Origin of the sequence: Schaedlerella arabinosiphila, from assembly GCF_003885045.1 — a bacterium.
GTDB classification, from domain to species: Bacteria; Bacillota; Clostridia; order Lachnospirales; family Lachnospiraceae; genus Schaedlerella; species Schaedlerella arabinosiphila.
Map to the genome: position 1 here is coordinate 5,302,980 of NZ_RHJS01000002.1, position 24,038 is coordinate 5,327,017.

18 protein-coding genes and 1 pseudogene are annotated in these 24,038 nt (G+C 49.7%); 12 read left to right on the plus strand and 7 right to left on the minus strand.

What is annotated here, in order from left to right; translation table 11 throughout:
• Positions 1–21 precede the first annotated feature (21 nt).
• Together EBB54_RS25050 and EBB54_RS25055 are read left to right on the plus strand one after the other, a co-directional pair.
• Positions 22–255, plus strand: a complete 234-nt coding sequence (locus EBB54_RS25050) for a hypothetical protein (RefSeq protein WP_125129447.1) — start codon at positions 22–24, stop codon at positions 253–255.
• Complete coding sequence (locus EBB54_RS25055) at positions 197–1,591, plus strand: NCS2 family permease (protein WP_125129448.1); 1,395 nt, start codon at positions 197–199, stop codon at positions 1,589–1,591. The genes EBB54_RS25050 and EBB54_RS25055 overlap by 59 nt, the downstream gene beginning before the upstream one ends.
• A 238-nt stretch (positions 1,592–1,829) precedes the next feature.
• On the opposite strand, the gene EBB54_RS25060 is transcribed toward EBB54_RS25055, so the two are convergent.
• A complete protein-coding gene (locus EBB54_RS25060) occupies positions 1,830–3,449 on the minus strand; it encodes a mannitol dehydrogenase family protein (protein WP_125129449.1) in 1,620 nt (539 codons plus the stop codon).
• 165 nt (positions 3,450–3,614) lie between these two features.
• Between EBB54_RS25060 and EBB54_RS25065 the strand changes: the two genes are divergently transcribed.
• The 5 genes from EBB54_RS25065 to EBB54_RS25085 all read left to right on the plus strand — a co-directional run bounded on the left by EBB54_RS25065 (position 3,615) and on the right by EBB54_RS25085 (position 13,676).
• The gene (locus tag EBB54_RS25065) at positions 3,615–4,487 is read left to right on the plus strand and encodes a helix-turn-helix domain-containing protein (protein WP_125129450.1); all 873 of its coding nucleotides are present in this window, start codon (positions 3,615–3,617) and stop codon (positions 4,485–4,487) included.
• Between the two features lie 327 nt (positions 4,488–4,814).
• Complete coding sequence (locus EBB54_RS25070; RefSeq protein ID WP_125129451.1) at positions 4,815–5,468, plus strand: FHA domain-containing protein; 654 nt, start codon at positions 4,815–4,817, stop codon at positions 5,466–5,468.
• A gap of 30 nt (positions 5,469–5,498) precedes the next feature.
• Positions 5,499–7,355 carry a serine hydrolase gene (locus EBB54_RS25075; protein WP_125129452.1) on the plus strand — a complete coding sequence of 619 codons (1,857 nt, stop codon included), beginning with the start codon at positions 5,499–5,501 and terminating at the stop codon, positions 7,353–7,355.
• A 583-nt stretch (positions 7,356–7,938) separates the two neighbouring features.
• Positions 7,939–11,121 (plus strand): isoleucine--tRNA ligase, encoded by a 3,183-nt coding sequence (ileS, locus tag EBB54_RS25080; protein ID WP_125129453.1) that lies wholly within the window; start codon positions 7,939–7,941, stop codon positions 11,119–11,121.
• Between the two features lie 77 nt (positions 11,122–11,198).
• Positions 11,199–13,676, plus strand: coding sequence for a glycogen/starch/alpha-glucan phosphorylase (locus EBB54_RS25085; protein WP_125129454.1), 2,478 nt, complete (start codon positions 11,199–11,201; stop codon positions 13,674–13,676).
• 113 nt (positions 13,677–13,789) lie between these two features.
• Here EBB54_RS25085 and EBB54_RS25090 read toward each other — a convergent pair whose 3' ends face one another.
• The gene (locus tag EBB54_RS25090; protein ID WP_004081689.1) at positions 13,790–14,359 is read right to left on the minus strand and encodes an RNA polymerase sigma factor; all 570 of its coding nucleotides are present in this window, start codon (positions 14,357–14,359) and stop codon (positions 13,790–13,792) included.
• Between the two features lie 122 nt (positions 14,360–14,481).
• Positions 14,482–16,623 carry a hypothetical protein gene (locus tag EBB54_RS25095; protein ID WP_125129455.1) on the minus strand — a complete coding sequence of 714 codons (2,142 nt, stop codon included), beginning with the start codon at positions 16,621–16,623 and terminating at the stop codon, positions 14,482–14,484.
• Positions 16,624–16,821: 198 nt separating this feature from the next.
• Here EBB54_RS25095 and EBB54_RS25100 point away from each other — a divergent pair, with 198 nt between their 5' ends.
• The 4 genes from EBB54_RS25100 (at position 16,822) to EBB54_RS32350 (ending at position 20,906) form a co-directional block, all read left to right on the plus strand.
• Positions 16,822–17,958: a hypothetical protein gene (locus EBB54_RS25100; protein WP_125129456.1), complete on the plus strand. Its 1,137-nt coding sequence runs from the start codon at positions 16,822–16,824 to the stop codon at positions 17,956–17,958.
• Positions 17,959–18,081: 123 nt separating this feature from the next.
• Positions 18,082–19,446, plus strand: a complete 1,365-nt coding sequence (locus tag EBB54_RS25105) for a SpoIID/LytB domain-containing protein (RefSeq protein ID WP_125129457.1) — start codon at positions 18,082–18,084, stop codon at positions 19,444–19,446.
• 66 nt (positions 19,447–19,512) lie between these two features.
• Positions 19,513–20,286 (plus strand): M23 family metallopeptidase, encoded by a 774-nt coding sequence (locus EBB54_RS25110; protein ID WP_004081694.1) that lies wholly within the window; start codon positions 19,513–19,515, stop codon positions 20,284–20,286.
• A gap of 350 nt (positions 20,287–20,636) precedes the next feature.
• Positions 20,637–20,906 carry a GIY-YIG nuclease family protein gene (locus EBB54_RS32350; protein ID WP_125131028.1) on the plus strand — a complete coding sequence of 90 codons (270 nt, stop codon included), beginning with the start codon at positions 20,637–20,639 and terminating at the stop codon, positions 20,904–20,906.
• Between the two features lie 111 nt (positions 20,907–21,017).
• On the opposite strand, the gene EBB54_RS25120 is transcribed toward EBB54_RS32350, so the two are convergent.
• The 4 genes from EBB54_RS25120 to EBB54_RS25135 all read right to left on the minus strand — a co-directional run bounded on the left by EBB54_RS25120 (position 21,018) and on the right by EBB54_RS25135 (position 23,010).
• Positions 21,018–21,245, minus strand: coding sequence for a type II toxin-antitoxin system MqsA family antitoxin (locus EBB54_RS25120; protein WP_125129458.1), 228 nt, complete (start codon positions 21,243–21,245; stop codon positions 21,018–21,020).
• Positions 21,246–21,557 carry a DUF4258 domain-containing protein gene (locus EBB54_RS25125; protein ID WP_125129459.1) on the minus strand — a complete coding sequence of 104 codons (312 nt, stop codon included), beginning with the start codon at positions 21,555–21,557 and terminating at the stop codon, positions 21,246–21,248. It lies immediately after the preceding gene.
• Positions 21,558–22,000: 443 nt separating this feature from the next.
• On the minus strand, positions 22,001–22,543 hold the full coding sequence (locus EBB54_RS25130) for a rubredoxin-like domain-containing protein (RefSeq protein WP_004081700.1): 543 nt from the start codon (positions 22,541–22,543) through the stop codon (positions 22,001–22,003).
• A 56-nt stretch (positions 22,544–22,599) separates the two neighbouring features.
• Entirely contained in the window at positions 22,600–23,010 is a 411-nt protein-coding gene (locus EBB54_RS25135) for a Fur family transcriptional regulator (protein WP_125129460.1), read from the minus strand.
• A 495-nt stretch (positions 23,011–23,505) separates the two neighbouring features.
• Here EBB54_RS25135 and EBB54_RS32355 point away from each other — a divergent pair.
• Positions 23,506–24,015 (plus strand): annotated as a pseudogene (locus tag EBB54_RS32355) (SH3 domain-containing protein); the annotation flags it as partial.
• Positions 24,016–24,038: the final 23 nt, after the last annotated feature.

Here is a 24,038-nt window from a genome sequence, read left to right on the forward strand (position 1 = left end):
TTTTGCGGAATACGGTGATGCATGAAAATTTTATCGGGGGGTGAGGGAACTTCTGAAATACGACAGCTTTGCGGTGGAAATTTTGACTTGATAATGATACGGGAATTGCCCGCATTAAAAATCTGCTTCGCAGATAGCGGACAAGAAGGCAATCAATTTGCTGCGCAAATTGGTTACATAACAGGAGGTATGAACTATGGAAAAAAATGTGAATCAGGGATTTTTGGAAAAGGTCTTTCATTTGTCGGAGCATAACACGGATGTGAAGACGGAGGTGATCGCGGGTGTCACCACGTTTATGACGATGGCTTATATTCTGGCGGTTAATCCGAATATTCTGAGCGCGTCCGGGATGGATGCGGGGGCTGTATTTACCGCCACCGCCCTGGCGTCCCTTGTGGCGACTCTTTTGATGGCGGCTTTTGCCAACTACCCGTTTGTACTGGCGCCCGGCATGGGATTGAATGCGTATTTTGCGTATACGGTGGTTCTGCAGATGGGGTATACGTGGCAGATGGCTCTGGCGGCTGTATTTGTAGAAGGAATTATTTTTATCGTGCTGTCGCTGACCAACGTGCGGGAAGCTATTTTCAACGCCATCCCCATGAACTTAAAGCATGCGGTATCTGTGGGCATCGGCCTGTTTATTGCGTTTATCGGACTGCAGAATGCCAAGATCGTAGTGGACAGCGCGACCCTGGTATCTGTGTACTCTTTCAGCGCATCCATTGAGAACGGGACATTTTTGGCAGAGGGCATCACGGTTTTGCTGGCTCTGATCGGGATTCTGCTGACAGCGGTGCTTGTTGTGAAAAATGTAAAGGGCAATATCCTGTGGGGAATCCTGGGCACATGGATTTTGGGAATCGTATGCGAGCTGGTGGGCCTGTACCGTCCGAACCCGGAACTGGGAATGTTCAGCGTGCTGCCGGATTTCAGCTCAGGCTTCGGGATTCCGAGCATGGCGCCGACGTTTTTCAAAATGGATTTCAGCGGGGTGCTGTCTCTGAATTTCCTCACCATCATGTTCGCGTTTTTATTCGTAGATATGTTTGATACGCTGGGAACATTGATCGGTGTGGCTTCCAAGGCGGACATGCTGGATCAGGAAGGAAAGCTTCCTAAGATCAAAGGCGCGCTGATGGCGGACGCGGTAGGAACCTCCCTGGGTGCAGTATTCGGGACTTCTACGACAACGACCTTTGTTGAGAGCGCGTCCGGCGTGGCAGAAGGCGGAAGAACGGGTCTTACGGCTGTAGTATCGGCCGCTCTGTTCGGACTGGCGCTGTTCCTGTCGCCGATCTTCCTGGCAATTCCTTCCTTTGCTACGGCTCCGGCATTGATCGTGGTTGGATTTTTGATGATCACATCCATCACGAAAATAGATTTTCAGGATTATACCGAAGCGCTTCCGTGCTATATCAGTATGATCGCAATGCCGTTCATGTACAGCATTTCCGAAGGAATCGCAATGGGAGTAATCTCCTATGTAGTGATCAACCTGCTGACAGGACGGGCGAAGGAAAAGAAAATCAGCCTGCTCATGTATGTGCTTGCAGTTCTGTTTGTTTTGAAATATATTCTCATCTGATCATTTGAGCGGCAGCGGAAAAAAGCCGCCGGATGTGTGCGGTTCGCGGTTGTTTTTCCCGCAGGCGGAAGTATCTGCCTGCGGGAACGTCTGTACGTCTGGAAATCTCTGATCCATAAAGCGTATACTTCTTCAAATTGGTTCCATTCTTATATTTTTCACTCGTGTAAAAAGAGATCCCGCCGGAAGACGGGACTAAAGCCACAATCTCCGGCGAAGGCCGGGGGGGGACGGGAGATTACCCTGCGTATTTCCGCAGCGTCCTGCGCACGGCCCCTTTTCCTGCCGACAGTTCCTGAAAATATCCGCAGACCTTCTCCGCCAGCCCAAGCCCGTACAGGTCTGCGCCGAAGATCTTCTGATTCTCCAGAACCGGCCGCAGTACGGCCTCTGCCTCTGCCGAGGTTCCGGGCGCTTCCAGACTCCAGCCTGCCACATACGGGCACACCGTCTCAAGAAACGGGTCTGGGTTGAGCTGGAAAGAATTTCCCTCATCGTCCACGGCCATCAGGTACCGCAGCCATCCTGCAAATACAAGGGGAATCAGCTTCAGCGAAGCCACGTCCAGCGTCTCGGATGCCGCATAAGCTTTGACGGTTTCACCAAAACGGATGGCCAGCTTCTGGGACGTATCCGTGGCGATCCGCTGGGGGGTATCCGGCATAAACGGATTCGGGATGCGGATCTTGAGCACCCTGTCGATAAATTCCTTCGGATTCAGGATGCCCGGATCTGTGACCACCGGAAGCCCTTCGGTGTATCCGACAGCCTCCACCAGTTTTTTCAGCTCAGGATCATTCATTTCATCGGAAATCTTCCGATATCCCAGAAGGCATCCAAAGATGGCCAGGCAGGTATGCAGCGGATTCAGGCAGGTGCAGACCTTCATCCGCTCCACTTTGTCTACCGTTTCCCGGTTCGTGAACATCAGCCCGCCCTTTTCCAGTTCAGGCCGACCGTTGGGAAATGCATCCTCAATGACCAGGTACTCGGTTTCTTCTGCGTTTACAAAGGGGGCAACATAGGTGTTTTTGGAGGTGACGGCCGGGTCAAGATCCTCCACCCCGTCCTTTCTCAAAAGCTCTTCTACGGAAGCGTCTGGCCGGGGCGTGATTTTGTCGATCATGCTCCAGGTAAAGGATACCTGTCCGGAGCGGATGTATGCTGCGAATCCCGCCTCGGCCTTACCGTTTTTTTCCCACTTCTCTGCAAATGCCGCAACCGCCGCGTACAGTTTGTCTCCGTTATGTGAACAGTTGTCCGTGCTTACCATGGCGATCGGCAGCCTGCCGGCCTGAAATCTTGCATAGAGCAGTGAAGCCACCTTTCCCATGTAGCTGGCAGGCTTCTCTGGTCCGGCAGCAAAGTCTGCGGCGGCATCCGGCAGGGGTTCCCCTTTTCCGTCTGTCAGGCTGTAGCCTTTTTCTGTAATGGTAAATGTGGCCATCTGCAGGGAATTTTTTTGGAAAATTTCTTTGAGCCTGCGGTAGGAAGTCTCCCGGGATGTGTCCAGGGGAATTGCCTCCGCCACACTTCCTACCACTGTTTTTGCAATGGTGCCGTCCGATTTTAAGGTCACGGCAATTCCCAGGTTGTCGTGGGGGACATACATTTTTTCAATGATCTCAGGATCAAAGCCTTCGGCGACAATCAGTCCACGGTCCAGCTCACCGCGGTCCAGCATACCCTGTACCACATTTGCATGGAATGCGCGGAACAGGTTTCCTGCACCGAAATGAATCCAGAACGGATTGGCCTTCGTTGCTTCGGCCATCTTTTTTACATCGTACTGCGGGAGATGATACCCTTTTTCTTCCCATTTCTGTCTGTCGGCAATGCCCTGTAAGTTTAATTTCATAGTGTTGCTGCTCCTTTCTTGATATTGGATACTGCCTATTATACTCCGGTACCGGCAATATTCGATAGGAGGAGTTGTTGTGTACATTGCAAAAATTGCGGTATTGTGCTATTCTCAAAGACAGGTGGAATATCCGGAACAAAACAGGAAAGAAGGCGCCCTCCTTTGAAAAAGAAATTACAGACTGCATTCAGCCCCCGTCAGTACATGCTGTCAGGGGATTTTGAAATCTACTATTATTCTGACCGCCATTCTTATAATGTAAAGAGCCATGTTCATGATTACTATGAGTTTTATTTTTTCCTGGAGGGAGATGTGTCGATTCATATTCATGGGGAGGAACATGCCCTGAGCGCCGGAGACATGCTTCTGATCCCGCCGGGTGTTCCGCACTTTGCCAAGGTACACAGCCTGGACGTTCCTTACAGACGCTTTGTATTCTGGATCAGCCGTACATACTGCCGTGCACTGTCCGGGATCTCCCCTGATTATACGTATCTGATGCGTCTGGCAGATGAGACAGAATGGTATCTTTTCCATTATGACCTGCTTGCGTTCAAGGCGGTGCAGGCCAAAGTGTTCCGGCTGATTGAAGAGATCCATTCGGAACGGTTTGGAAAGGCGGTACAGATCTCAGTGTGTGTCAATGACCTGATCCTGCACCTGAACCGCACGGTTTATGAAGAGCAGCACACCAAAATGCCCTGTGAGGAACAGGGACTGTATCCGAATCTGCTGCGGTATATCGAGGAACACATAGAAGAGGACCTTTCTCTTGAAAGGCTGTCCCGGGAATTTTATGTCAGCAAATACCATATTGCCCATATATTTAAGGCAAATCTGGGGCTTTCCGTCCACCAGTTCATCCTGAAAAAACGGATTCGGATGTGCCGGGACGCGATCTGCAGCCGCACGGGTATCGGCGAAGCCTGTTTTATGTACGGGTTTCAGGATTATTCCAGCTTTTTCCGGGCGTTTAAGAAAGAGTTCGGGATGTCTCCGAAGGAGTACCAGGAGTTCTATACCAAAAAGGAGTAAGAAATACATTGTGACAGGGAAATTTACCGGGGGATTGACAAGCATGAGAAGGGGAAGATCCTGATTGATCCGCTGTGACCGCGGCGACCGTCCCATGGCAAATGCGGCAGGTCACACATCGCCCAGGTGTGCCCCTGGTTTACTGGTTTCTGTCTCTTTTTCCCATTACATGCTTGCTTGAATCGTAAAAATATAGTACGATAGAAAGCACAATACATCTGATAAAAAGTAAGTAGCTGTCCGGCGATCTGTCCCGAACAGCTATAAAGGCGTTTCAGACAGCAGTAATGCGCGGGATGCCGTCGATATACAAAGGAGTGAATACATATGCAGTATCTGGTTATAATGGGAATATTGATCGCCGTCGCGGTGATTTTGATCATAATCATCATCGCGGCCCTGATGAAAAACCGGCAGGATGACGGGGAAGATTATGAGGACGACGATGAAGATTATGATTATGATGAAGGATACGGGGAGGAAGCCGGGGAAGCGCCGCAGGATATGGACGGGGCTTACGATGAGCAGGAGGAACCGGAACATGAGGAAGGCCCGGTGATCGTAGGGCAGGGCAGGAGACCCAGGGAGGGCGCTCCCGGACGGGACGGACAGAACCGGCCGGGCGAAGCGCGGGGCGCAAACCGTCCTTCCGGGAAAAAATTATGGAAGCTGTCCATAGAGAATCTCAGCACCTGGCAGAAGTCTACATTTGTTTTTTATGAAAATCTCGGGATCGGGAGAGGGCGGAGTTTTCCGCAGTTTGAAAAGTTCATGTCCATTGGGGATGATCCGAGGGTGTCCAAGCTGCACTGCGCGATCATTCAGAAGGACGATAAGCTGTATCTGAAGGATATGGGCTCCCGGAACGGCACGTATCTGAACGGAAAACGGGTCACCCAGCCTGTACTGATCCAGAGGGACGACGTGATCGGCATGGGCGAGACGGAGATCGAAGTACAGAGCATGATGCGGGAAAAATAGGAACGCTGTATTTGGACAGGGAGGTTGCATATGACAGGAAAAAGGGTCTTGGCAGGGGTTCTGGCGGCCGCGCTTTTGGCAGTCAGCCCTGGATTTACGGCTTTTGCAGAAGAAGGGCAGGAGACTCCCGCGGCGGACGGCGCGGAAGCACCCCAGCCGGAAAAGACACCGGAGGAACTGGCGGCGGAGGAAGAAGCCAGAAAAAATGCGATTTATGAGACGATACCGGATTCCAACCAACTGCCCGGGTGGCCCGAGGGGCCGAAGGTGCACGCGGCATCGGCCATCGTCATGGATATGGAAAGCGGCGCGGTGCTGTACGCAAAGGCCGCGGAGGAACAGCATTTTCCGGCCAGCATCACGAAGCTGCTGACAACGCTTGTGGCGCTGGAGACGGGAGAGCCTGACGATACGGTGACATTTACGGAGGACAGCATCAGCTTTCTGGAGCCGGGGGACGCCAGCATCGGGATGCTTGCGGGAGAGCAGCTCAGCCTGAATGACGCGCTGCACGCGGTGCTTCTCGCATCGGCAAATGAAGTTTCCTACGCGGTGGCGGAGAATATGGGGATCAAGATGGGCGGAACCTACCAGACGTTCATCGACCGGATGAACGAGCGCTCTGCGGAACTGGGATGTACGGGGTCGCACTGGGTCAATGCCAACGGGCTGCATGACGACCAGCATTATACAACGGCCCATGATATGGCACGGATCGCTTCGGCTGTGTATCAGTACGAGCCGTTCCACCATTTTATGGGGGCGCTGGAGTATACCATCGCGCCTACCAGCCTGAAAAACGAGGCCCGTACCTGCTGGCAGAATCATCGGATGCTCTGGCCGGAAAATGAATTTTATTACGAATTTTGCCGGGGCGGAAAGACCGGATATACAGACCAGTCAGGAACTACGCTGGTGACCATGGCCGATAACGGGCAGATGCGCCTGGCGGCGGTGGTGATGGCGGATTATGGAATACAGGCTTATGAGGATACCCGGGCCATGCTGGATTATGCGTTCGGGAATTTTACAAAAGTCACCATTGCGGACAAGGAAACCTCCGGGGACATTGAGACCTTCCAGGATGAGGGCGCGTACGTGGTGCTTCCTGCGGGGGTGGATTTTACACAGTTGGAATGTCAGATTTCTGCGGCGGAAGCGCCTGCGGGCACAGGGGCGGTTTCCTTTGACCGATGGATTGAAGTGCTGACCGCGCCGCCGGCACCTCCGGCCGAGACACCGGCGGATGGAGCGGACGGAACCCAGCCGGGGGCAGAAGGAACGCCTGAAGCGCCGGCGGATGGAGCGGACGGAGCGCAGCCGGGAGCGGACGGAACGCCCGAAGCTCAGACGGATGGTTCGCAGCCGGGAGCCGATGGAACGCCCGAAGCTCAGGCGGATGGTGCCGACGGTACGCAGCCGGGAGAGGAAGGGACACCCGAAGCTCAGGCAGGCACAACACCGGTTTCGGCAGACGGAACCCAGCCGGAAGCGGATGAAACTGCAGGAGAAGGATCGTCCGGCTCAGACGGAGACAGCGGAACATTCGGGAACGCAGCCGGAGAGGATGATGCCCTGTTCGGCAGTGAGAGAGCCGGGACAATCGTATATACCTATGCGGGCCAGGAAGCCGGACATGCGGCTGTAGTTCTGAACCAGTCCTACTTTGGCCAGGAGTCGGAAATGGAATGGACGCCGGCGGACGGAAGTAAAAGAAAAAGCGGGGAAAGCTCCCCGGCAAAATTGGGCAGGTTTTCTACCCGGCAGATGATCGTGGCAGGCGGGGCGGCAGTCCTGCTGATTGTAGTCCTGTGCATCAGCCTGAATCGCCGTAAGAGGGCGCAGGAGAGAAAAAGACGGAATCGGAAAAATGAGAAAACCTCTTGACTAATCCGCAGGTTCTACTTATAATATCCCTGTGGTAAAGAGAATTTAAGAAATCAGGAAAGGCCATGACGGAGACAGTAGGAAGAATACCGAAGCTACAAGCGAGCCGGAGATGGTGAGAGCCCGGTACAAGTAAGTTTTTTCCGAAGATCACTCCCGAGTTGCAGCTTCCGAACCCCGGCACTCCACCCGCGGCGGCATCTCATGACAGCCCTGCGCGTACGGTGGGACACTTAAGCAGCGGGCAGTACCCCGATTTCATGCCGGACAGTAAGAGCTGACGGTTTTCCGCCGTTACCGGAACACATAAATGACAGAGAGGTCAGAGCACCGTGTTTTCATCTAAAAGGAGCACTGCATCTGAACATGTTGTAACAGGTGGTTTCAACGGAGCATACGCTTCCGTCCTATTACAGGACGGGAGCATTTTTATTCTATTGAGATGTGCACTGCGCGCATGAGACTGCCCATGCAGCCGCGCTCCGGCGCAAGGCGCGTTGGGACGCACACTTTTTTCCGCTGCAGACCGCCGGACAAAACCATACCAGAAAACAAAAAAAGAAGAGAGAAAGGAAGGGAAGCAATGTATAAGAAAGTATCTACGGATATGAATTTCGTAGAGCGAGAAAAAGAAGTCGAAAAATTTTGGGCTGACAATGACATTTTCCGCAAGAGCATGAAGGAGCGGGAAGGCAGCCCCATGTATACGTTTTATGACGGCCCCCCGACGGCCAACGGCAAGCCCCACATCGGGCATGTGCTGACCCGTGTGATCAAGGACATGATCCCGCGTTACCGCACCATGAAGGGGTACGAGGTTCCCAGGAAAGCAGGCTGGGACACCCACGGGCTTCCGGTGGAGCTGGAAGTGGAGCGGGCTCTGGGCCTGGACGGTAAAGAGCAGATCGAGGAATACGGTCTGGAACCGTTCATTGACAAATGTAAAGAAAGCGTCTGGAAATACAAAGGCATGTGGGAGGATTTCTCCGGCACCGTCGGATTCTGGGCGGATATGGACAATCCCTATGTCACCTACCACAATGACTTCATCGAGTCCGAATGGTGGGCGTTAAAGCAGATCTGGGACAAGGGCCTTCTGTACAAGGGCTTCAAGATCGTGCCCTACTGCCCGCGCTGCGGAACCCCGCTTTCCGCACAGGAAGTAGCTCAGGGGTACAAGGATATCAAGGAACGCTCCGCCATCGTCCGCTTCAAAGTCAAAGACGAGGACGCGTATTTCCTGGCATGGACCACCACGCCGTGGACACTGCCCTCTAATCTGGGGCTCTGTATCAATCCCAAGGAGACCTATGCAAAGGTATCCTGCGCGGACGGCTATACCTATTATATGGCGGAAGCCCTGCTGGATACAGTATTAGGGCCTCTGGCGAAGGACGGAAAGCCGGCCTATGAGATTCTGGAGACCTATGTCGGAAAAGACTTGGAATATAAAGAATACGAACCACTCTACCAGTGTGCGGCGGACGGCATCAAAGGCCAGCATAAGAAAGCATTTTATGTCACCTGCGACGGATACGTGACGCTGACAGACGGTACCGGCGTGGTACACATCGCCCCCGCTTTCGGTGAGGACGACGCAAACGTATGCCGGAAATACGACATGCCGTTCGTACAGCTTGTAGATGAAAAGGGAAATATGGCGGAATCCACCCCCTTTGCCGGATTATTTGTGAAAAAGGCAGACCCGGAGGTGCTCAAGGAACTGGATGCAAGAGGGCTTCTCTTCGACGCGCCCAAGTTCGAACACAGCTATCCCCACTGCTGGCGCTGCGATACCCCGCTGATCTACTACGCGCGGGAATCCTGGTTCATCAAGATGACTGCTGTAAAAGACGATCTGATCGCCAACAACAACACCATCAACTGGATTCCGGAGAGCATCGGCAAGGGCCGTTTCGGGGATTGGCTGGAAAATGTCCAGGACTGGGGCATCAGCCGCAACCGTTACTGGGGAACCCCGCTGAATATCTGGGAATGCGAGTGCGGGCACATGCATTCGATCGGAAGCATCGAAGAGCTGAAATCCATGTCCGATAACTGTCCGGACAACATTGAGCTGCACCGCCCCTACATTGATGAAGTTACGATAAAATGTCCGCACTGCGGCAAAGAGATGCACCGTGTGCCGGAAGTGATCGACTGCTGGTTTGACAGCGGATCCATGCCTTTCGCACAGCATCACTATCCGTTTGAAAATAAGGAGATCTTCGAGCAGCAGTTCCCGGCCCAGTTCATTTCCGAAGCCGTGGACCAGACCCGCGGGTGGTTTTACTCCCTGCTTGCGATCTCCACGCTGATCTTCAATAAGTCGCCCTACGAAAATGTCATCGTTCTGGGACATATCCAGGATGAAAAGGGCCAGAAGATGAGCAAATCAAAGGGAAATGCGGTAGACCCCTTTGACGCCCTGGAAAAATACGGCGCAGACGCGATCCGCTGGTATTTCTACGTGAACAGCGCGCCCTGGCTGCCAAATCGTTTCCACGGCAAGGCCGTCATGGAAGGCCAGCGCAAGTTCATGGGAACCCTCTGGAACACCTATGCGTTCTATGTGCTGTATGCCAACATTGACGGGTTCAATCCCTATGAGCACGGACTGTCCAAAACACAGGACGGGAAGATCACGGTTCCGAACTATGACACCCTGACCGTGATGGACAAATGGCTCCTCTCCAAGCTGAACACGCTGGTAAAGACCGTGGACAGCAATCTGGAGAATTACCGGATTCCGGAAAGCGCCCGCGCGCTCCAGGAATTTGTAGAGGACATGAGCAACTGGTATGTGCGCAGAAGCCGGGAGCGTTTCTGGGCAAAGGGCATGGAACAGGATAAGGTCAACGCCTATATGACCTTGTATACCGCCCTTGTGACCGTGGCAAAGGCAGCCGCGCCGCTGATCCCGTTTATGACGGAGCAGATCTATCGGAACCTGGTGTGCGGCATCAATCCGGAAGCGCCGGAGAGCATCCATCTGTGCGATTTTCCGCGGGCGGATGAGACGTACATTGATTCCGGGCTGGAAAGCAACATGGAACATGTATTGAAGCTGGTGGTTATGGGCCGTGCGTGCCGCAATACCTCCAACATCAAGAACCGCCAGCCCATCGGACAGATGTTCGTGAAAGCAGAATTTGAGCTGCCCGAATATTACCAGGAGATCGCGGCAGACGAGCTCAATGTAAAGAACATGAAGTTTACCCAGGATGTTAGGGACTTTACTTCTTATAATTTTAAGCCTCAATTAAAGACAATTGGACCAAAGTATGGTAAAATGTTAGGTGGAATCCGAAAAGCGCTGGACAATCTGGACGGCAATGCCGCTATGGATGAGGTCAATGCCGAAGGATCATTAAAGCTGGATGTGGACGGACAGGAGATCACCCTGTTTCGGGAAGATCTGCTGATCGAGGCCGCGCAGGTAGAGGGATTCGTCTCAGAGAACGACGGCGGAATCACAGTCGTACTGGACACGAACCTGACGGAAGAGCTGCTGGAAGAAGGCTTTGTCCGGGAGATCATCAGCAAGATCCAGACGATGAGGAAAGAAGCGGACTTCGAGGTTATGGATAAGATCCGGGTGACCTATGAAGGAAGCGCGAAAGCCGAAGCAGTGTTTGCCGGATACGCAGAATCCATCGGAAGCGACGTACTTGCGGACAGCGTCGCAAAGGCGGCTCCCGAGGGGTATGTAAAAGCATGGAAGATCAACGGGGAGGACGTTTCCATCGGCGTTCAAAAGGTGTAAAAAGCCGCATGGGGCAGCCCTGGCGAGAAAGAGAAAAGATAAGCAATGAGACTTATAAGGGAGGCAACGAGAAACCAATGAACAGTAAAAGATTTGATAAGGAAACATTCAAGGAAGCAGTAAAGGACAATGTAAAGACACTTTACAGGAAAAAGATCGAAGAAGCATCTCAGCAGCAGATTTTTCAGGCGGTCTCTTACGCGGTGAAGGAACAGATCATTGATGACTGGCTGGCGACACAGGAAGCATATTACCAGAAAAAAGAAGCAAAGATGGTATACTATATGTCCATGGAGTTCCTGATGGGACGCGCCCTTGGCAATAACCTGATCAATCTGACCGCGTACACAGAGGTCAAGGAGGCGTTGGACGAGATGGGGCTGGACCTCAATGCGATTGAGGATCAGGAACCAGATCCGGCTCTTGGAAACGGAGGACTCGGAAGGCTTGCCGCATGTTTCCTGGATTCCCTGGCAACCCTGAACTATCCGGCTTATGGATGCGGAATCCGTTATCGTTACGGGATGTTCAAACAGAGGATCAAGGACGGCTACCAGGTAGAAGCGCCGGACAACTGGCTGAAGGAGGGCTACCCCTTTGAACTGCGCCGTCCGGAATACGCGAAAGAAGTCCGTTTCGGAGGAAGCGTACGCTTTGAAAAGGACCCGGAGACCGGAAGGGATAAGTTCGTCCAGGAAGGCTACGAATCCGTACGTGCGGTTCCTTATGACATGCCCATCGTAGGCTACGGCAACCATGTGGTCAATACACTGCGTATCTGGGATGCGGAAGCGATCACCGATTTCCAGCTCGATTCCTTTGACCGGGGCGATTACCACAAGGCCGTGGAGCAGGAGAACCTGGCAAAAAATATCGTCGAGGTGCTGTACCCCAACGACAACCACTATGCCGGAAAAGAACTGCGCCTGAAACAGCAGTATTTCTTCATTTCCGCCAGCCTCCAGGCATTGCTGGCGAAGTTTAAGAGGGAGCATGGCAATGACTTAAGCAAGCTTCCTGACAAGGTGGTCATCCAGATGAATGATACCCATCCGACCATCGCTGTTCCGGAGCTGATGCATCTTTTGATTGACGAGGAATATCTTAGCTGGGAGGATGCATGGGAGATCACCAGCAAGACCTGTGCGTATACCAACCATACGATCATGGCAGAAGCATTGGAAAAATGGCCCATTGACCTGTTTTCCAAACTGCTTCCCCGTATTTACCAGATCATCCAGGAGATCGACCGCCGTTTCGTAGAGAAGGTACGCGCAAAATACCCGGGCAATGACGAAAAGCTGAAGAAGATGGCGATCCTCTGGGACGGACAGGTGCGCATGGCGAATATGGCGATTATTTCCGGATTTTCCGTAAACGGCGTTGCACAGCTCCATACCGAAATCCTGAAAAACCAGGAACTGAAAGATTTCTATGAGATGATGCCGGAGAAGTTCAACAACAAGACCAACGGCATTACCCAGAGACGTTTCCTGGCTCACGGCAATCCGCTCCTTGCAGACTGGATCACCGCACGGATCGGGGACGGCTGGATCACCGACCTGTCCCAGATCGCACGGCTGAAGCCATTGGTGAATGACGAACAGGCACGGCGGGAATTTATGCAGATCAAGCATAAAAACAAAATCCGCCTGGCAAAATATATCAAAGAGCATAACGGGATCGAAGTTGACCCCCACTCCATTTTCGACGTACAGGTGAAGCGTCTGCACGAATACAAGCGCCAGCTTCTGAACATCCTCCATGTGATGTATCTGTACAACCAGATCAAGGAGCATCCGGAGATGTCCTTCTATCCCAGGACATTTATCTTCGGCGCAAAGGCGGCTGCAGGCTACCAGCGCGCGAAGGAGACCATCAAGCTGATCAACTCCGTTGCAGAGGTGATCAACAACGACCGGAGCATCAACGGCAAGATTAAGGTGGTATTTATTGAGGACTACCGGGTATCCAATGCGGAGATGATCTTTGCGGCGGCAGACGTCAGCGAACAGATCTCTACCGCATCCAAGGAAGCGTCCGGTACCGGAAACATGAAGTTCATGCTCAACGGCGCGCCCACACTTGGAACCATGGACGGCGCAAACGTGGAGATCGTGGAAGAAGTAGGCATGGACAATGCATTCATCTTCGGTATGAGATCCGAGGAAGTCATCCGCTATGAGAACCACGGCGGCTACAACCCGATTGATATCTATTTCAGCGATTGGGAATTAAAACGTGTGATCGACCAGCTCATGGACGGCACTTACGCTCACGGCGACCACAACATGTACAAGAACCTGTACAATTCACTGCTCAATACACAGTGTACGCCCCGGGCTGACATGTACTTTATCCTGAAGGACTTCCGGCCCTATGCGGAAGCGCAGAAGCGTGTGGAAGAAGCATACCGCGACGAACACCGCTGGTCCAGGATGGCGATGATGAACACCGCATGCTGCGGCAAGTTCACATCCGACCGGACCATCGAAGAGTATGTAAGAGATATCTGGAAGCTGCATAAGGTAGAAGTGACAGTGGAAGAAGAATAAAAAAGATACAGGCAGATAAAAACGGATGTTAAAAAATCTGCCGTATGAAGAAAGACGGGTAAGAAGCGATTGCTTTTTGCCCGTCTTTTTTCATATAGCAGTTATTTTGTTTCTTATGAAATAAATGGAAAGTCCTCCAGTGTCGTACGGAGCTTTTCATATCCCCTGCTGAGATAACGCTTGACGGAACTTTTGCTGCACCCCATGGCGAAAGCAATCTCGTCGAGCTTCATATCATGGTAATATTTCATAAGGATTGCCTGGCATTCCCTCTCCGGGAGCGCTTTGATCTGATCAAAAATCTCCAGCCTGCGGCTGTAGCGGTCGATGGGGTCTTCGGAATCAGAAGCAGAGCCGGAGAGTGCGGGAGCGGCTTCCTCCAGACAGAGCTCCTTTTGATTTCGTTTGTTTTTCCTGCTCATATCAAAGCACAGGCGGAAATTGATCTGATTCAGCCAGGATACGAACAGCCTGGGGTTCCGAAGCTGCTTAATATGCTTCAAGGCGTGGATATAAAGCTCCTGCAGGATATCCTGGGCCAGATAGGGGTCCCTTACGAATTGGCAGGCAAAGGAGTATTGCCTTTGATATGTAACGGAATAAAGCTCTGCAAAGCTGTCCGTATCACCGTCCTGAATTTTTTGTACCAGCGAAGCGAGATAATCATAATCTAATTCTGTCATAAAAGCCACCTACCATAAAGGAGAGCGAAACTCGCTCTCCTTTCAGCATTATAAACGGTTACTGTTCACACCCTGACCGGGTGCTCGCAGCAACGGCATCCAATCCTTTGGATTTCCGTAAATTATTTCCTTCTGATACGAATCTGTTTTACATATACAGTTCCCATTACCGCGGCAGCGAAAATCATCAGAACCATATACAGTAAGATCGTTGTGTGATCCCCGGTCTTGGGGCTTACATTCGCGGATGCATTGCTGTTGACAGCGGTTTTGCTCCAACCTACGGAGATAGGAGACAGTCCGTGTACGGTAAAGGAAATACCTGCCGGTGATGTCTTGATTGTACCGCTCTCCGGGAATGTCTCAATATGTCCCGCAGAATATCCATTCATACTCTTTGTAAACAAATGGCTTGCTACAAAGTTATATGTGCTGTCTGTCCCTGCCGGATAAGGTACGGTAACCGTAACGCCTTCAGCCGGGAAATTTTCCGCGCTTACATTTTGCCATGCACCGTTTACATAAACCTGCAACGCAACATCATAAACCCTGATATTGTCATTGGAAATGCCTTTTGCTGTAAGGCTGTTTCTGATCTGGCTTTCAATCTTTTCCGGTGTGTTCAGCGTGTCATTTCCTGCAAGCTCTGCAGAAACCTCAATTGCGCTGCGCACCTCCAGGCGGTATGTATTCTGATCGGAAGAGTTGGTTTCCGCCGCCCAGGTCGTTGTCTGGGTGCTTGTATTATTTCCGCTCTGATTGCTGGAGCTGCTTCCGGAAGAACTGCTGCCTGAGCTGCTGCTTCCGGGTTTGCTTGGCTTGGAAGGTTTGCTGGGTTTGTTCGGCTTGTCTGGCTTGTCTGTTCCGGGCTTGTCAGTATCGGGTTTATCTGTATCGTCTTCAACTGGTTCCTTGGTCGGATCGTAGGGGGTGGTTGCAAGCTTTAAGATACTTTCACCGTAATACCCGATCTGATCAGGATCATAAGTATAATTGATGTTGCTGGCCGCTGAAAACGTATATGTACCGTTCCAGGCACCGCTGGAAGGAATCGCCATGAACAGCTTATCGGGAGAGCCAACTGCGCCGTCATCACAGTTGGTAACGTCTACCAGGTAATTGCTGCTGCCGATGGAAACAATATTCCACATATGTCCGCCGGCTCCGGTTCCGCCGGCCATGTTGCCGGAAACAGTGTAGCACTTTGCGCTCTTAAACGTGGACAGGTCACAAAGATACTGGAACGCTTTAGCGTATCCCTCGCATACAACCTTTGTATCCGGATTGCCGTCAAATACGGAAACCATTGTCCAGGGCGCCTTTGACCCGCTGTAGCCGGGCTCGGCAGCTTCGTGATCATAACTTGTCAATGCACAGATCTCATTTTTGTATGCAAGCAGCTTTTCATAATCTGACTTGCCGGCATTGGCATTGACAATTTCCTGCGCTTTATTTAAAGCGGTATTGGCAGAATTGATCTTTGTGTTGTCAAGAGTATAAAGATTGTCAGCACTTACGCGATACTCTGGTGAAACTACAAAGCTGAAAACTGCGGATATTGCAGATACAGTTTTTTCTGTTCCTATAGTGGTTGTCTGAAGCTGGAATGAAAAATCAAATGCTTTGTCATGAGATTTATCAAACCAAAATAAGTTGTTTTGGCAACTCAGATTCAATGACTGCAAAAGCTCATTGCCCTTTGCGTTTAATTCATAACAAGCAGCTTCATCATTACCATATGTACGAACAATATCTAATACGTCAAACTGCGTGCTTTGCAGAGTACCTGCGGCTACTTCTTTAATTTTTGCTGCAAGGCGGTCGGTTACTGCTTTAACAAGATTTGCCTTATCTTCTTCAGATAACTCTTTTAAAGCTGTATTCTCTTCAGCAACCTGGATGTCTGATTCCGCCATTGATTTAAAATAATTCTCTATTTCTTCAAATGTATTTGCTGTATCTCCAAGCAATTCTTTTTGCTCGGGACTCAAAAAGCGAATTTTCTCAGAAATGTCCGTTACCTGATTCCCAATAGTTGTCAGCTCCTCCAATGACAGTTCTTTGACAGCGTCAAGTGAAGGAAGGCTGCTCATAGCATCCAATACAGCTTGTACCGCGGGATCTGCGGATGTAGTAATTTCCTGTGTTGGATCTCCCTCCGTTGCAGACACAGGCAGCACAGCAAAATTCATATTACTGACAATCATTCCTGCCGCCAGAATGATTCCCAGCTTCTGCCTGAATCCACATATTCGTTTTTTCATGAATACCTACTCCTCCTCTGTTATTTTTTAGGATAATATTTCATTTTTAATAGTACCATTTTCTGGGATTATGTCAAGTAAAATCGGGCCAATTCTAACATTTTTATAGATAAAAAGCTTCAACTGTGATAAAATAAAAAAATGCTATTGGGGGACAGAATTTAAAATGCTGTTAAACCGGCAGACAGGAGGAATAGTATGAGTTATTACGATATGAATGAGTATTATGATTACAGCAGTCCATACATGGAGACGACGATGATCGGCATTATGATGATCTGCTTCATTGTGCTGCTTGTATGCGCCATTTTTGCACTGCTCAGTTACATATTGATGGGCGTCGGTATGTATACAATGGCCAAGAGACAGGGGATGGACAATGCGTGGCTTGCATTTATTCCGTTTGCAAGGACATATCTGCACGGAGAACTCTCCGGCAGTATCCGCCTGAAAAACAGAAGTATCGAGAATCCAGGGATCTGGCTGCTTGCGCTTCCGTTTCTCTACGGAGCGGTCTCTTCCTTATTTAATGGGATCGTGTGGTTTGTCGGATTCGGTTCCATCACGAAGATTCTTCAATACGATCTTCTGTACGGCCGGGTAGACATGGCTCCGGGATCTGTGATGGGCCTGGTGATCCTGTTCATTATCATAGCAGTGATCGGCGTATTATACACGGCTGTTTATAAGACGTTCTGTATTTTGGTAAATCATCAGATTCTGGGACGTTATACATCAAAAAATATGTCCATTGTACATGCGGTATTAAGTACCCTGATTCCGCTATATGAATCAATCTGCTTTTTCGTGATGCGCAACCACCCGTTTAATCCGGGGATGGAACCGCCCACACCGCCGCCGTTCATGCAGTCTCCGCCACCGGGATCATATTACGGCGGACCTGTACCGCCCCCGGAACCTCCGGTTCCCCCGGTTCCGCCCGCACCGCCGAAGCAGGAGCCTTACGGATTCGGCACAGCAGATTTTGGAAATGGCGGAAGCATATACGGCAGGTCTGACTCCGGAAACAGTGGGAATACTGAGAACACCGGGAGCGTATCAGGCAGTGGGAGTTTCGGAAGCATATTAGATGCTGGAGATCAGGAAAACGCTGGGAGCATACTGGGCGCCGGAGATCACGAAAGCCACAGAAGCATATTGGATGCAGGGGATCGGGATCACGAAAGCGCCGGGAGCATACTGGACGCAGGCGCTTCCGCAAGTATACTCAGCACACCGCCTGCGCAGGAGCAGCAAAACGGAGATTCTTCAGATGCAAAGTCAGAATCCCCGGTGAACTTTGTACTGCCGGAAAGTGAAAATAAAGAGCTGTAAAACAGCGGGCAGTCTGCGCCAGATATGTCTGCGGCCTGTTTTTGGGAAAAGTTACACTTTTTTAATAAAATTGGAATATTTTGGGACGGTCCTTCATATCATATGATATGGAGGACTGTTTTTATGAGACAAAGAGCAACGTGGCAAAAATTCAAAACATTCGGTTCCTTTTGTCTGATTATGCTTCTGCTCCCTTACATTGTCACGGTATTTGTCCATGGAAAGGACTTTGAGGCTCTGGGAAATAAGGACAAGGTATTTATTAATGTAAGAAAGCCGAAGGCCGGGTCCAGCCTGGCCCAGATGGAAAGCATATCCGATACGGTAGAAGCGAACTCCGAGGAAAATAGAGCCGGCATATGGAACGGCCTGTCCGATCAGGAAAAAGAGACCCAGATTGTACAGGTTCCGTGGGAGGAATATTTTGTCGGCATTATGGGAAGGGAGGTTCCCGTAAACGCAGAAATGGAATTTCTAAAAGCCCAGGCCGTACTGCTCCGTACAAAACTATATCAGGAGCTGGACGCCCAGGAACCCGCAGCCACCCAGCCTGCAGATGCCCCGGAGAATACCGGACAGCAGCCCGCGGCCGCCCCGGAGAATACCGGACAGCAACCCGCAGATGCCCCGGAGAATACTGGCCAACAGCCTGCAGATGCCCCGGAGAATACTGGTCAGCATCCTGCGGCCGCCCCGGAGAATACTGGCCAGCAGCCCGCGGACGCTTCGGGAAACACAACTCAGCAGCCCGCAGACGCCCCGGGAAACGCATCTCAGCAGCCCACGGACACCCCGGCTTCCGGCCCTTCGGAAAAAAAGGTTTTGGATGAGGAATATCTGACCAGGGAAGAATTGGAAAAAAAAGCAGGCTCATCAGAGGTCGAGTCGTACTACAACAACCTGCTCCAGGCCATGCGCGATACAGAAAACCAGGTTCTTCTTTATCAGGACGACTATGCATTTCTGCCATTTCATCAATCCAGCAACGGAACGACCAGAAGCGCCCAGGAGGTTATGGGGACAGACGCATACCCCTACCTGGCCGCGCGGGAATGTCCGCTGGACAAAGACGCGGACGACGAAATGCTGATCACATCCTTTGATTACAAAGACGTACAGGCAAAGTGCCGGTCATTTCTTGTGGCAGTGGCAGAGGATCAGGCAAATAAAACATACCAGTTCTCCGATTTCGAGATCATTTCCCACGATTCTGCAGGATACGTGCAGGAAATGCGCATCGGGGAGACTGTCTGCACCGGGGATCAGTTTCGGGACGCAATGTCCCTGGCATCCAGCGCATTTTCCATAAAAGATACGAACGGGAAGCTGCAGGTCACCACCACGGGAAAAGGACACGGGCTGGGGCTGAGCCAGTGGACGGCACAGCAGATGGCAAAGTCCGGAAAAAACTATGAGGAAATCCTGCAGTTTTTCTTTGAAGGCACTACTCTGACAGACGGCGGGCCGGTGAAAGAAAAAATAGAATAAGAAATCCGTTTAAAATAGAATAAGGCGTCACATTTCTGGTAAAAATATAAGCCAGAGGTGATGAATATGAATAACAATGAAAAGCCTGCATTCCTGAAAGGAAAAGGCGCAGCAGTAGCCCTGGTGCTTTGCTTTGCAGCAGTTATTGCGATGGTTGGGGCATTTACCTACAACAATTATCAGAGCAGTATGGAACAGCAGTTGGCAGAAGCAGAGGAGCAGACTGAAGATCTTACAAAAGAAGAAAGCGAAGCAACGACAACCAATGATATCGTGCTTCCGAAAGCAGAACGTAATACATCCGATACAGAAGAAGAGGATGAGAAAGAGGAAGATGCTGAGGAGAAAGTAGCAGAAAACGAGGAAACAGAACAGGACAATACAGGAGATGTGTCTACAGCAGGAAACACGGCGGATATCTGGTTTGGGGAAGAAAGCCTTCTGAACTGGCCCGCAAGCGGCGCGGTGCTGATCAACTACAGCATGGACCAGACCGTATACTTTTCCACACTGGAACAGTATAAATACAATCCCGCGCTGGTCATCGGCGGTGAAGTCGGAGAAACAATCTCAGCCTCCGCTCCCGGAATCGTGACAAATGTAGAGCAGGACGCACAGACCGGCCTGACCGTCACGCTGGATATGGGAAATGGATACTCTGCGGTATACGGACAGCTCAAAGAAGTGCCGGTACAGATTGGCGACTATGTGGATACCGGAGCAACGGTCGGCTATTTAAGCGAACCGACCAAATACTATTCCATGGAAGGTCCGAACCTTTACTTTAAGATCCTCAAAGACGAAGTGCCGGTCAATCCGCTGGACTTCATAGAAGGCTGATAAAAAAATCCCATTTGTGCGACAGCACGAATTTTGCGAATGGATAAATGGGTTGGAAAAATTTATTCATGCGAAGCAGGGAGAAAGATGTGCTGCATGTACATCTGACTCAGACCGGCAGACCGCAGACACGGCTGTCGGCCAGGCTGCCGCTGTTTACAGTAATATTTCACAGGGCCGGTAAACTATGCCGGCTCTTTTTGCTGCTGAAATACAGATATTGTATTTCGGCTAAAAATCAACTATACTGGCAAAAGAAAGACTGTGCTGCAGCCCGGACGCTGATCCGGCATGTGCAATGCGCAGGGAAAGCAGATGGGAAATACAGGAAGTACGAGGGGGACACTTCAGTGGGCAACAATTATACATATATTCTGAAATGCCGGGACGGCAGCCTGTATACCGGCTGGACCAACGACCTGGAGCGGCGTATCCGGGAACACAACGCAGGAAAAGGCGCAAAATATACAAAGACCAGAAGGCCCGTAACACTCGCCTATTTTGAAAAATTTGACACAAAAGAAGAGGCCATGAGCCGGGAATACGCCATCAAACGCCTGAAAAGAAAGGACAAGCTCAAGCTGGTAAACTCAGACGACAATCCCGTAGGGTGCGCATAGAAATGCTTGAATTGAAAAAGGGAACAAACCATTTCCAGTTCATTCCCCTGATCTTCATAATCCTTTAAAATCCGGTATTCTTCTTAGCCGAAGTACCTCTTAATCATCAGGCTATGCAACCTTTGTATAATTGATTACTGAGATCTCCTGCATAAGCTGTTTGGCTGTGTTCACTAACTTCTCTAACTGTCGTGCTGTTTCATCTGAATAATATTTTGCGCCGCACTGCTCACACTCCTCACAGGGGACATTTTTCACGATAATCACACATCCCTTATAATTTACTACATGAGTCGCGGTGGATTCGATTAAATCATTACATTTACAATACATACACATCTATTTATTCCTCCTTGTCTTTAAATCTTCCATAAACTTTATAGTGCTTGGATAATATGCTGTTATAATATGAAGGACTTCACCATCAGAGCCAACAACAGTGTGCAATACTTTATGACGAATAGTATAGCCAAATATTAAACAACTTGGATGTGGAAAATCATCAGGATAATCTTCTATGATTTCACCAGACATAATACAGTCACCGATATCATCTATGCTTATATCTCTTTCCTGCATACGTTCAAGGCAATGTGTAGACCATTTTATTTTTGCAGTACGGTATAGGCTCTGGATAATTTCTATATTCATGTTGTTCCTCCTCTTTTATTAGGAATTAGGAGATACTCCTTTTTGCGCCTTACGCTTTTTTGAATATTCTCATAAAATGGGCAGGTAAATGCTCAATATAGGAAATGTTCTATATTATTAACGATTGCTACTATTTATATTTATTATATTGGTCTTCACAGCAAAAAACAAGGTAAAATACACTTTCTAATAATAAAACCAGTTATTTTGCCTTTTCAATTTTTTCTAATACTTATAAATGGATAAGAAGTTTACCGTTTGAACTTTCGAAAGAGGGCTCTTTTCTTACCTTTTGGTTACACAGTTTTTTATTACACAGCTTATCCAATTCGCCCAGAACCTTACACAGCTATTTGCACAGCCGCTGAAGCTAAAAAAGGAGATTTGCCCAAAAGAGCCAATCCCCTTAAAATGTCATCTTTCTTTGATTTTATGGTTTTTAATTAGCCGAAGTATCTCTTAAGAAGTCCCTCGAACGCCTTACCATGTCTAGCCTCGTCTCTTGCCATCTCATGAACTGTATCATGGATCGCATCCAGGTTCGCAGCCTTCGCTCTCTTAGCAAGATCAAACTTACCAGCAGTTGCGCCGTTCTCAGCGTCAACTCTCATCTCCAGGTTCTTCTTGGTGCTGTCAGTTACAACTTCGCCCAACAGTTCAGCGAACTTTGCAGCATGCTCAGCTTCCTCGTAAGCAGCCTTCTCCCAGTACAGGCCGATCTCCGGATAGCCTTCTCTGTGAGCAACTCTAGCCATTGCAAGATACATACCAACCTCAGAACATTCTCCCTCGAAGTTTGCTCTCAGATCCTTGATGATATCCTCGCTTACGCCCTTTGCAACACCTACTACGTGCTCAGCAGCCCATTCTCTTCCGCCGCTCTGCTCTTTGAACTTCTCAGCCCCAACGTGACACTGCGGACACTCAGCCGGTGCAGAATCTCCCTCATGAACATAACCACATACTGTACATACAAATTTTTTCATTTTTAAAATCTCCTTCTCTTAAAAGATGTTTTTCGCCTCTTGCGGCATTCCGCAGATTAAGAACTGCGGGCTTGTGACACTTTAGAGCAGTCACCGCATGTCCCATAAAAAATGGTGTTGCTGGATTCTATCAGGCCGTCAAAGTTCTCTGCGGCCGATTGATTCAGCCTGGTAATTTCTGCCATGTCCAGATCCAGATCCAGAATCCGTCTGCAGCATGTGCAGAAAAAATGATTGTGCGGCAGAACAAAACCATCAAACCTGTCTACTCCGTCAGGGGAAGTGATCTTGACAGCCTCCCCGATCTCGGTCAGCAGCCTCAGATTCCGGTATACGGTGCCAAGGCTGATATTCGGAAAATCTTCCCGCACATGCTGATAAACAATATCGGCTGACGGGTGCTCATTCGTAGATAACAGGTAAGTTTTGATGGATTCTCGCTGTCGGCTGTACTTTAACGCTGCCAAAGAAATCCTCCTTCAAAATTAATAATAGTAATAATTACTACAATTAAGACTATATATCATTTTCCGGAAAAAGTCAAGAGTAAAAATGATTTTTTTTAAAAATAAAATTACTATTCACGGTCAGATAAAAAATGGCAGATATATTCGTCAAACAAAGCTTGTAAGAAGCTGACTCATATTTTTATCTGACTGTGAAGATCTGAAAGAGCAATTATAAATGACAACAATTTATATTATGACAAAATGTTAGCTGAAAATGTATATAATATAGAAGGAATTGTTATAATATGTCAGAGTTTGCATGTGAAAAAACTGTTAAAAGGATTGACATGCAATTGATATACTGTTAAAATAACACCGTAATAAAATTTAACATTTGTGTAACATTTAGAACTTCCTACAAAAGATAAAGTCATAGATTTCTTAAGGAGGTTTTATATGAAGGTAACACATGTGAGGCGAAAAGTGATGCTCTCTGCGCTGGCAGGGGCAATCATGATTCCGGGGAGTGCAATCCGGGCAAAGGCGGCTGACGGGAAGACGGACAGCACATCGCTGGTGCCGGTTGCAGGAATCGAATCTGTGCTGACAGAGTGCCTTGAGACAAATGTAAAGGACAACATTGATCTTTATTTGATACCAACAAACGAGGGCGAGTATTTAAACAGGGCATTTTCTAATGTAAAGAATTATTCTTATATTAGAAATGCCCCCAACGAGGAAAGCGAGTGGACAGGAAAGCTTTACGACGATTCCACGGTCACGGTTCTGGAATACAGGGGAGACTGGACAAAGATCCGCTCCGGGAGCGTAGAAGGCTATGTACCTGCCGATGCATTATATACAGGAGACGAAGCAAAAAAACGAGCGAAAGACTACGAGACGAATGTAGTCACGGTCCTGGCAGATGTTTTGAATGTAAGAAGCGGCCAGGGAACAGAAAACGAAATATTGACACAGGTGATGTTCAAACAGCAGTACGAAGCTGCCGGAGAGCCGGTAAACGGCTGGTATCCGGTGAAAGTCGA

Bases quoted from the DNA above. Each gene is read 5' to 3' on its own strand.
- EBB54_RS25050 (WP_125129447.1), top strand. From the start codon at position 22: ATGAAAATTTTATCGGGGGGTGAGGGAACTTCTGAAATACGACAGCTT.
- EBB54_RS25055 (WP_125129448.1), top strand. From the start codon at position 197: ATGGAAAAAAATGTGAATCAGGGATTTTTGGAAAAGGTCTTTCATTTG.
- EBB54_RS25060 (WP_125129449.1), bottom strand. From the start codon at position 3,449: ATGAAATTAAACTTACAGGGCATTGCCGACAGACAGAAATGGGAAGAA.
- EBB54_RS25070 (WP_125129451.1), top strand. From the start codon at position 4,815: ATGCAGTATCTGGTTATAATGGGAATATTGATCGCCGTCGCGGTGATT.
- EBB54_RS25075 (WP_125129452.1), top strand. From the start codon at position 5,499: ATGACAGGAAAAAGGGTCTTGGCAGGGGTTCTGGCGGCCGCGCTTTTG.
- ileS (WP_125129453.1), top strand. From the start codon at position 7,939: ATGTATAAGAAAGTATCTACGGATATGAATTTCGTAGAGCGAGAAAAA.
- EBB54_RS25085 (WP_125129454.1), top strand. From the start codon at position 11,199: ATGAACAGTAAAAGATTTGATAAGGAAACATTCAAGGAAGCAGTAAAG.
- EBB54_RS25090 (WP_004081689.1), bottom strand. From the start codon at position 14,359: ATGACAGAATTAGATTATGATTATCTCGCTTCGCTGGTACAAAAAATT.
- EBB54_RS25095 (WP_125129455.1), bottom strand. From the start codon at position 16,623: ATGAAAAAACGAATATGTGGATTCAGGCAGAAGCTGGGAATCATTCTG.
- EBB54_RS25100 (WP_125129456.1), top strand. From the start codon at position 16,822: ATGAGTTATTACGATATGAATGAGTATTATGATTACAGCAGTCCATAC.
- EBB54_RS25105 (WP_125129457.1), top strand. From the start codon at position 18,082: ATGAGACAAAGAGCAACGTGGCAAAAATTCAAAACATTCGGTTCCTTT.
- EBB54_RS25110 (WP_004081694.1), top strand. From the start codon at position 19,513: ATGAATAACAATGAAAAGCCTGCATTCCTGAAAGGAAAAGGCGCAGCA.
- EBB54_RS25120 (WP_125129458.1), bottom strand. From the start codon at position 21,245: ATGTGTATGTATTGTAAATGTAATGATTTAATCGAATCCACCGCGACT.
- EBB54_RS25125 (WP_125129459.1), bottom strand. From the start codon at position 21,557: ATGAATATAGAAATTATCCAGAGCCTATACCGTACTGCAAAAATAAAA.
- EBB54_RS25130 (WP_004081700.1), bottom strand. From the start codon at position 22,543: ATGAAAAAATTTGTATGTACAGTATGTGGTTATGTTCATGAGGGAGAT.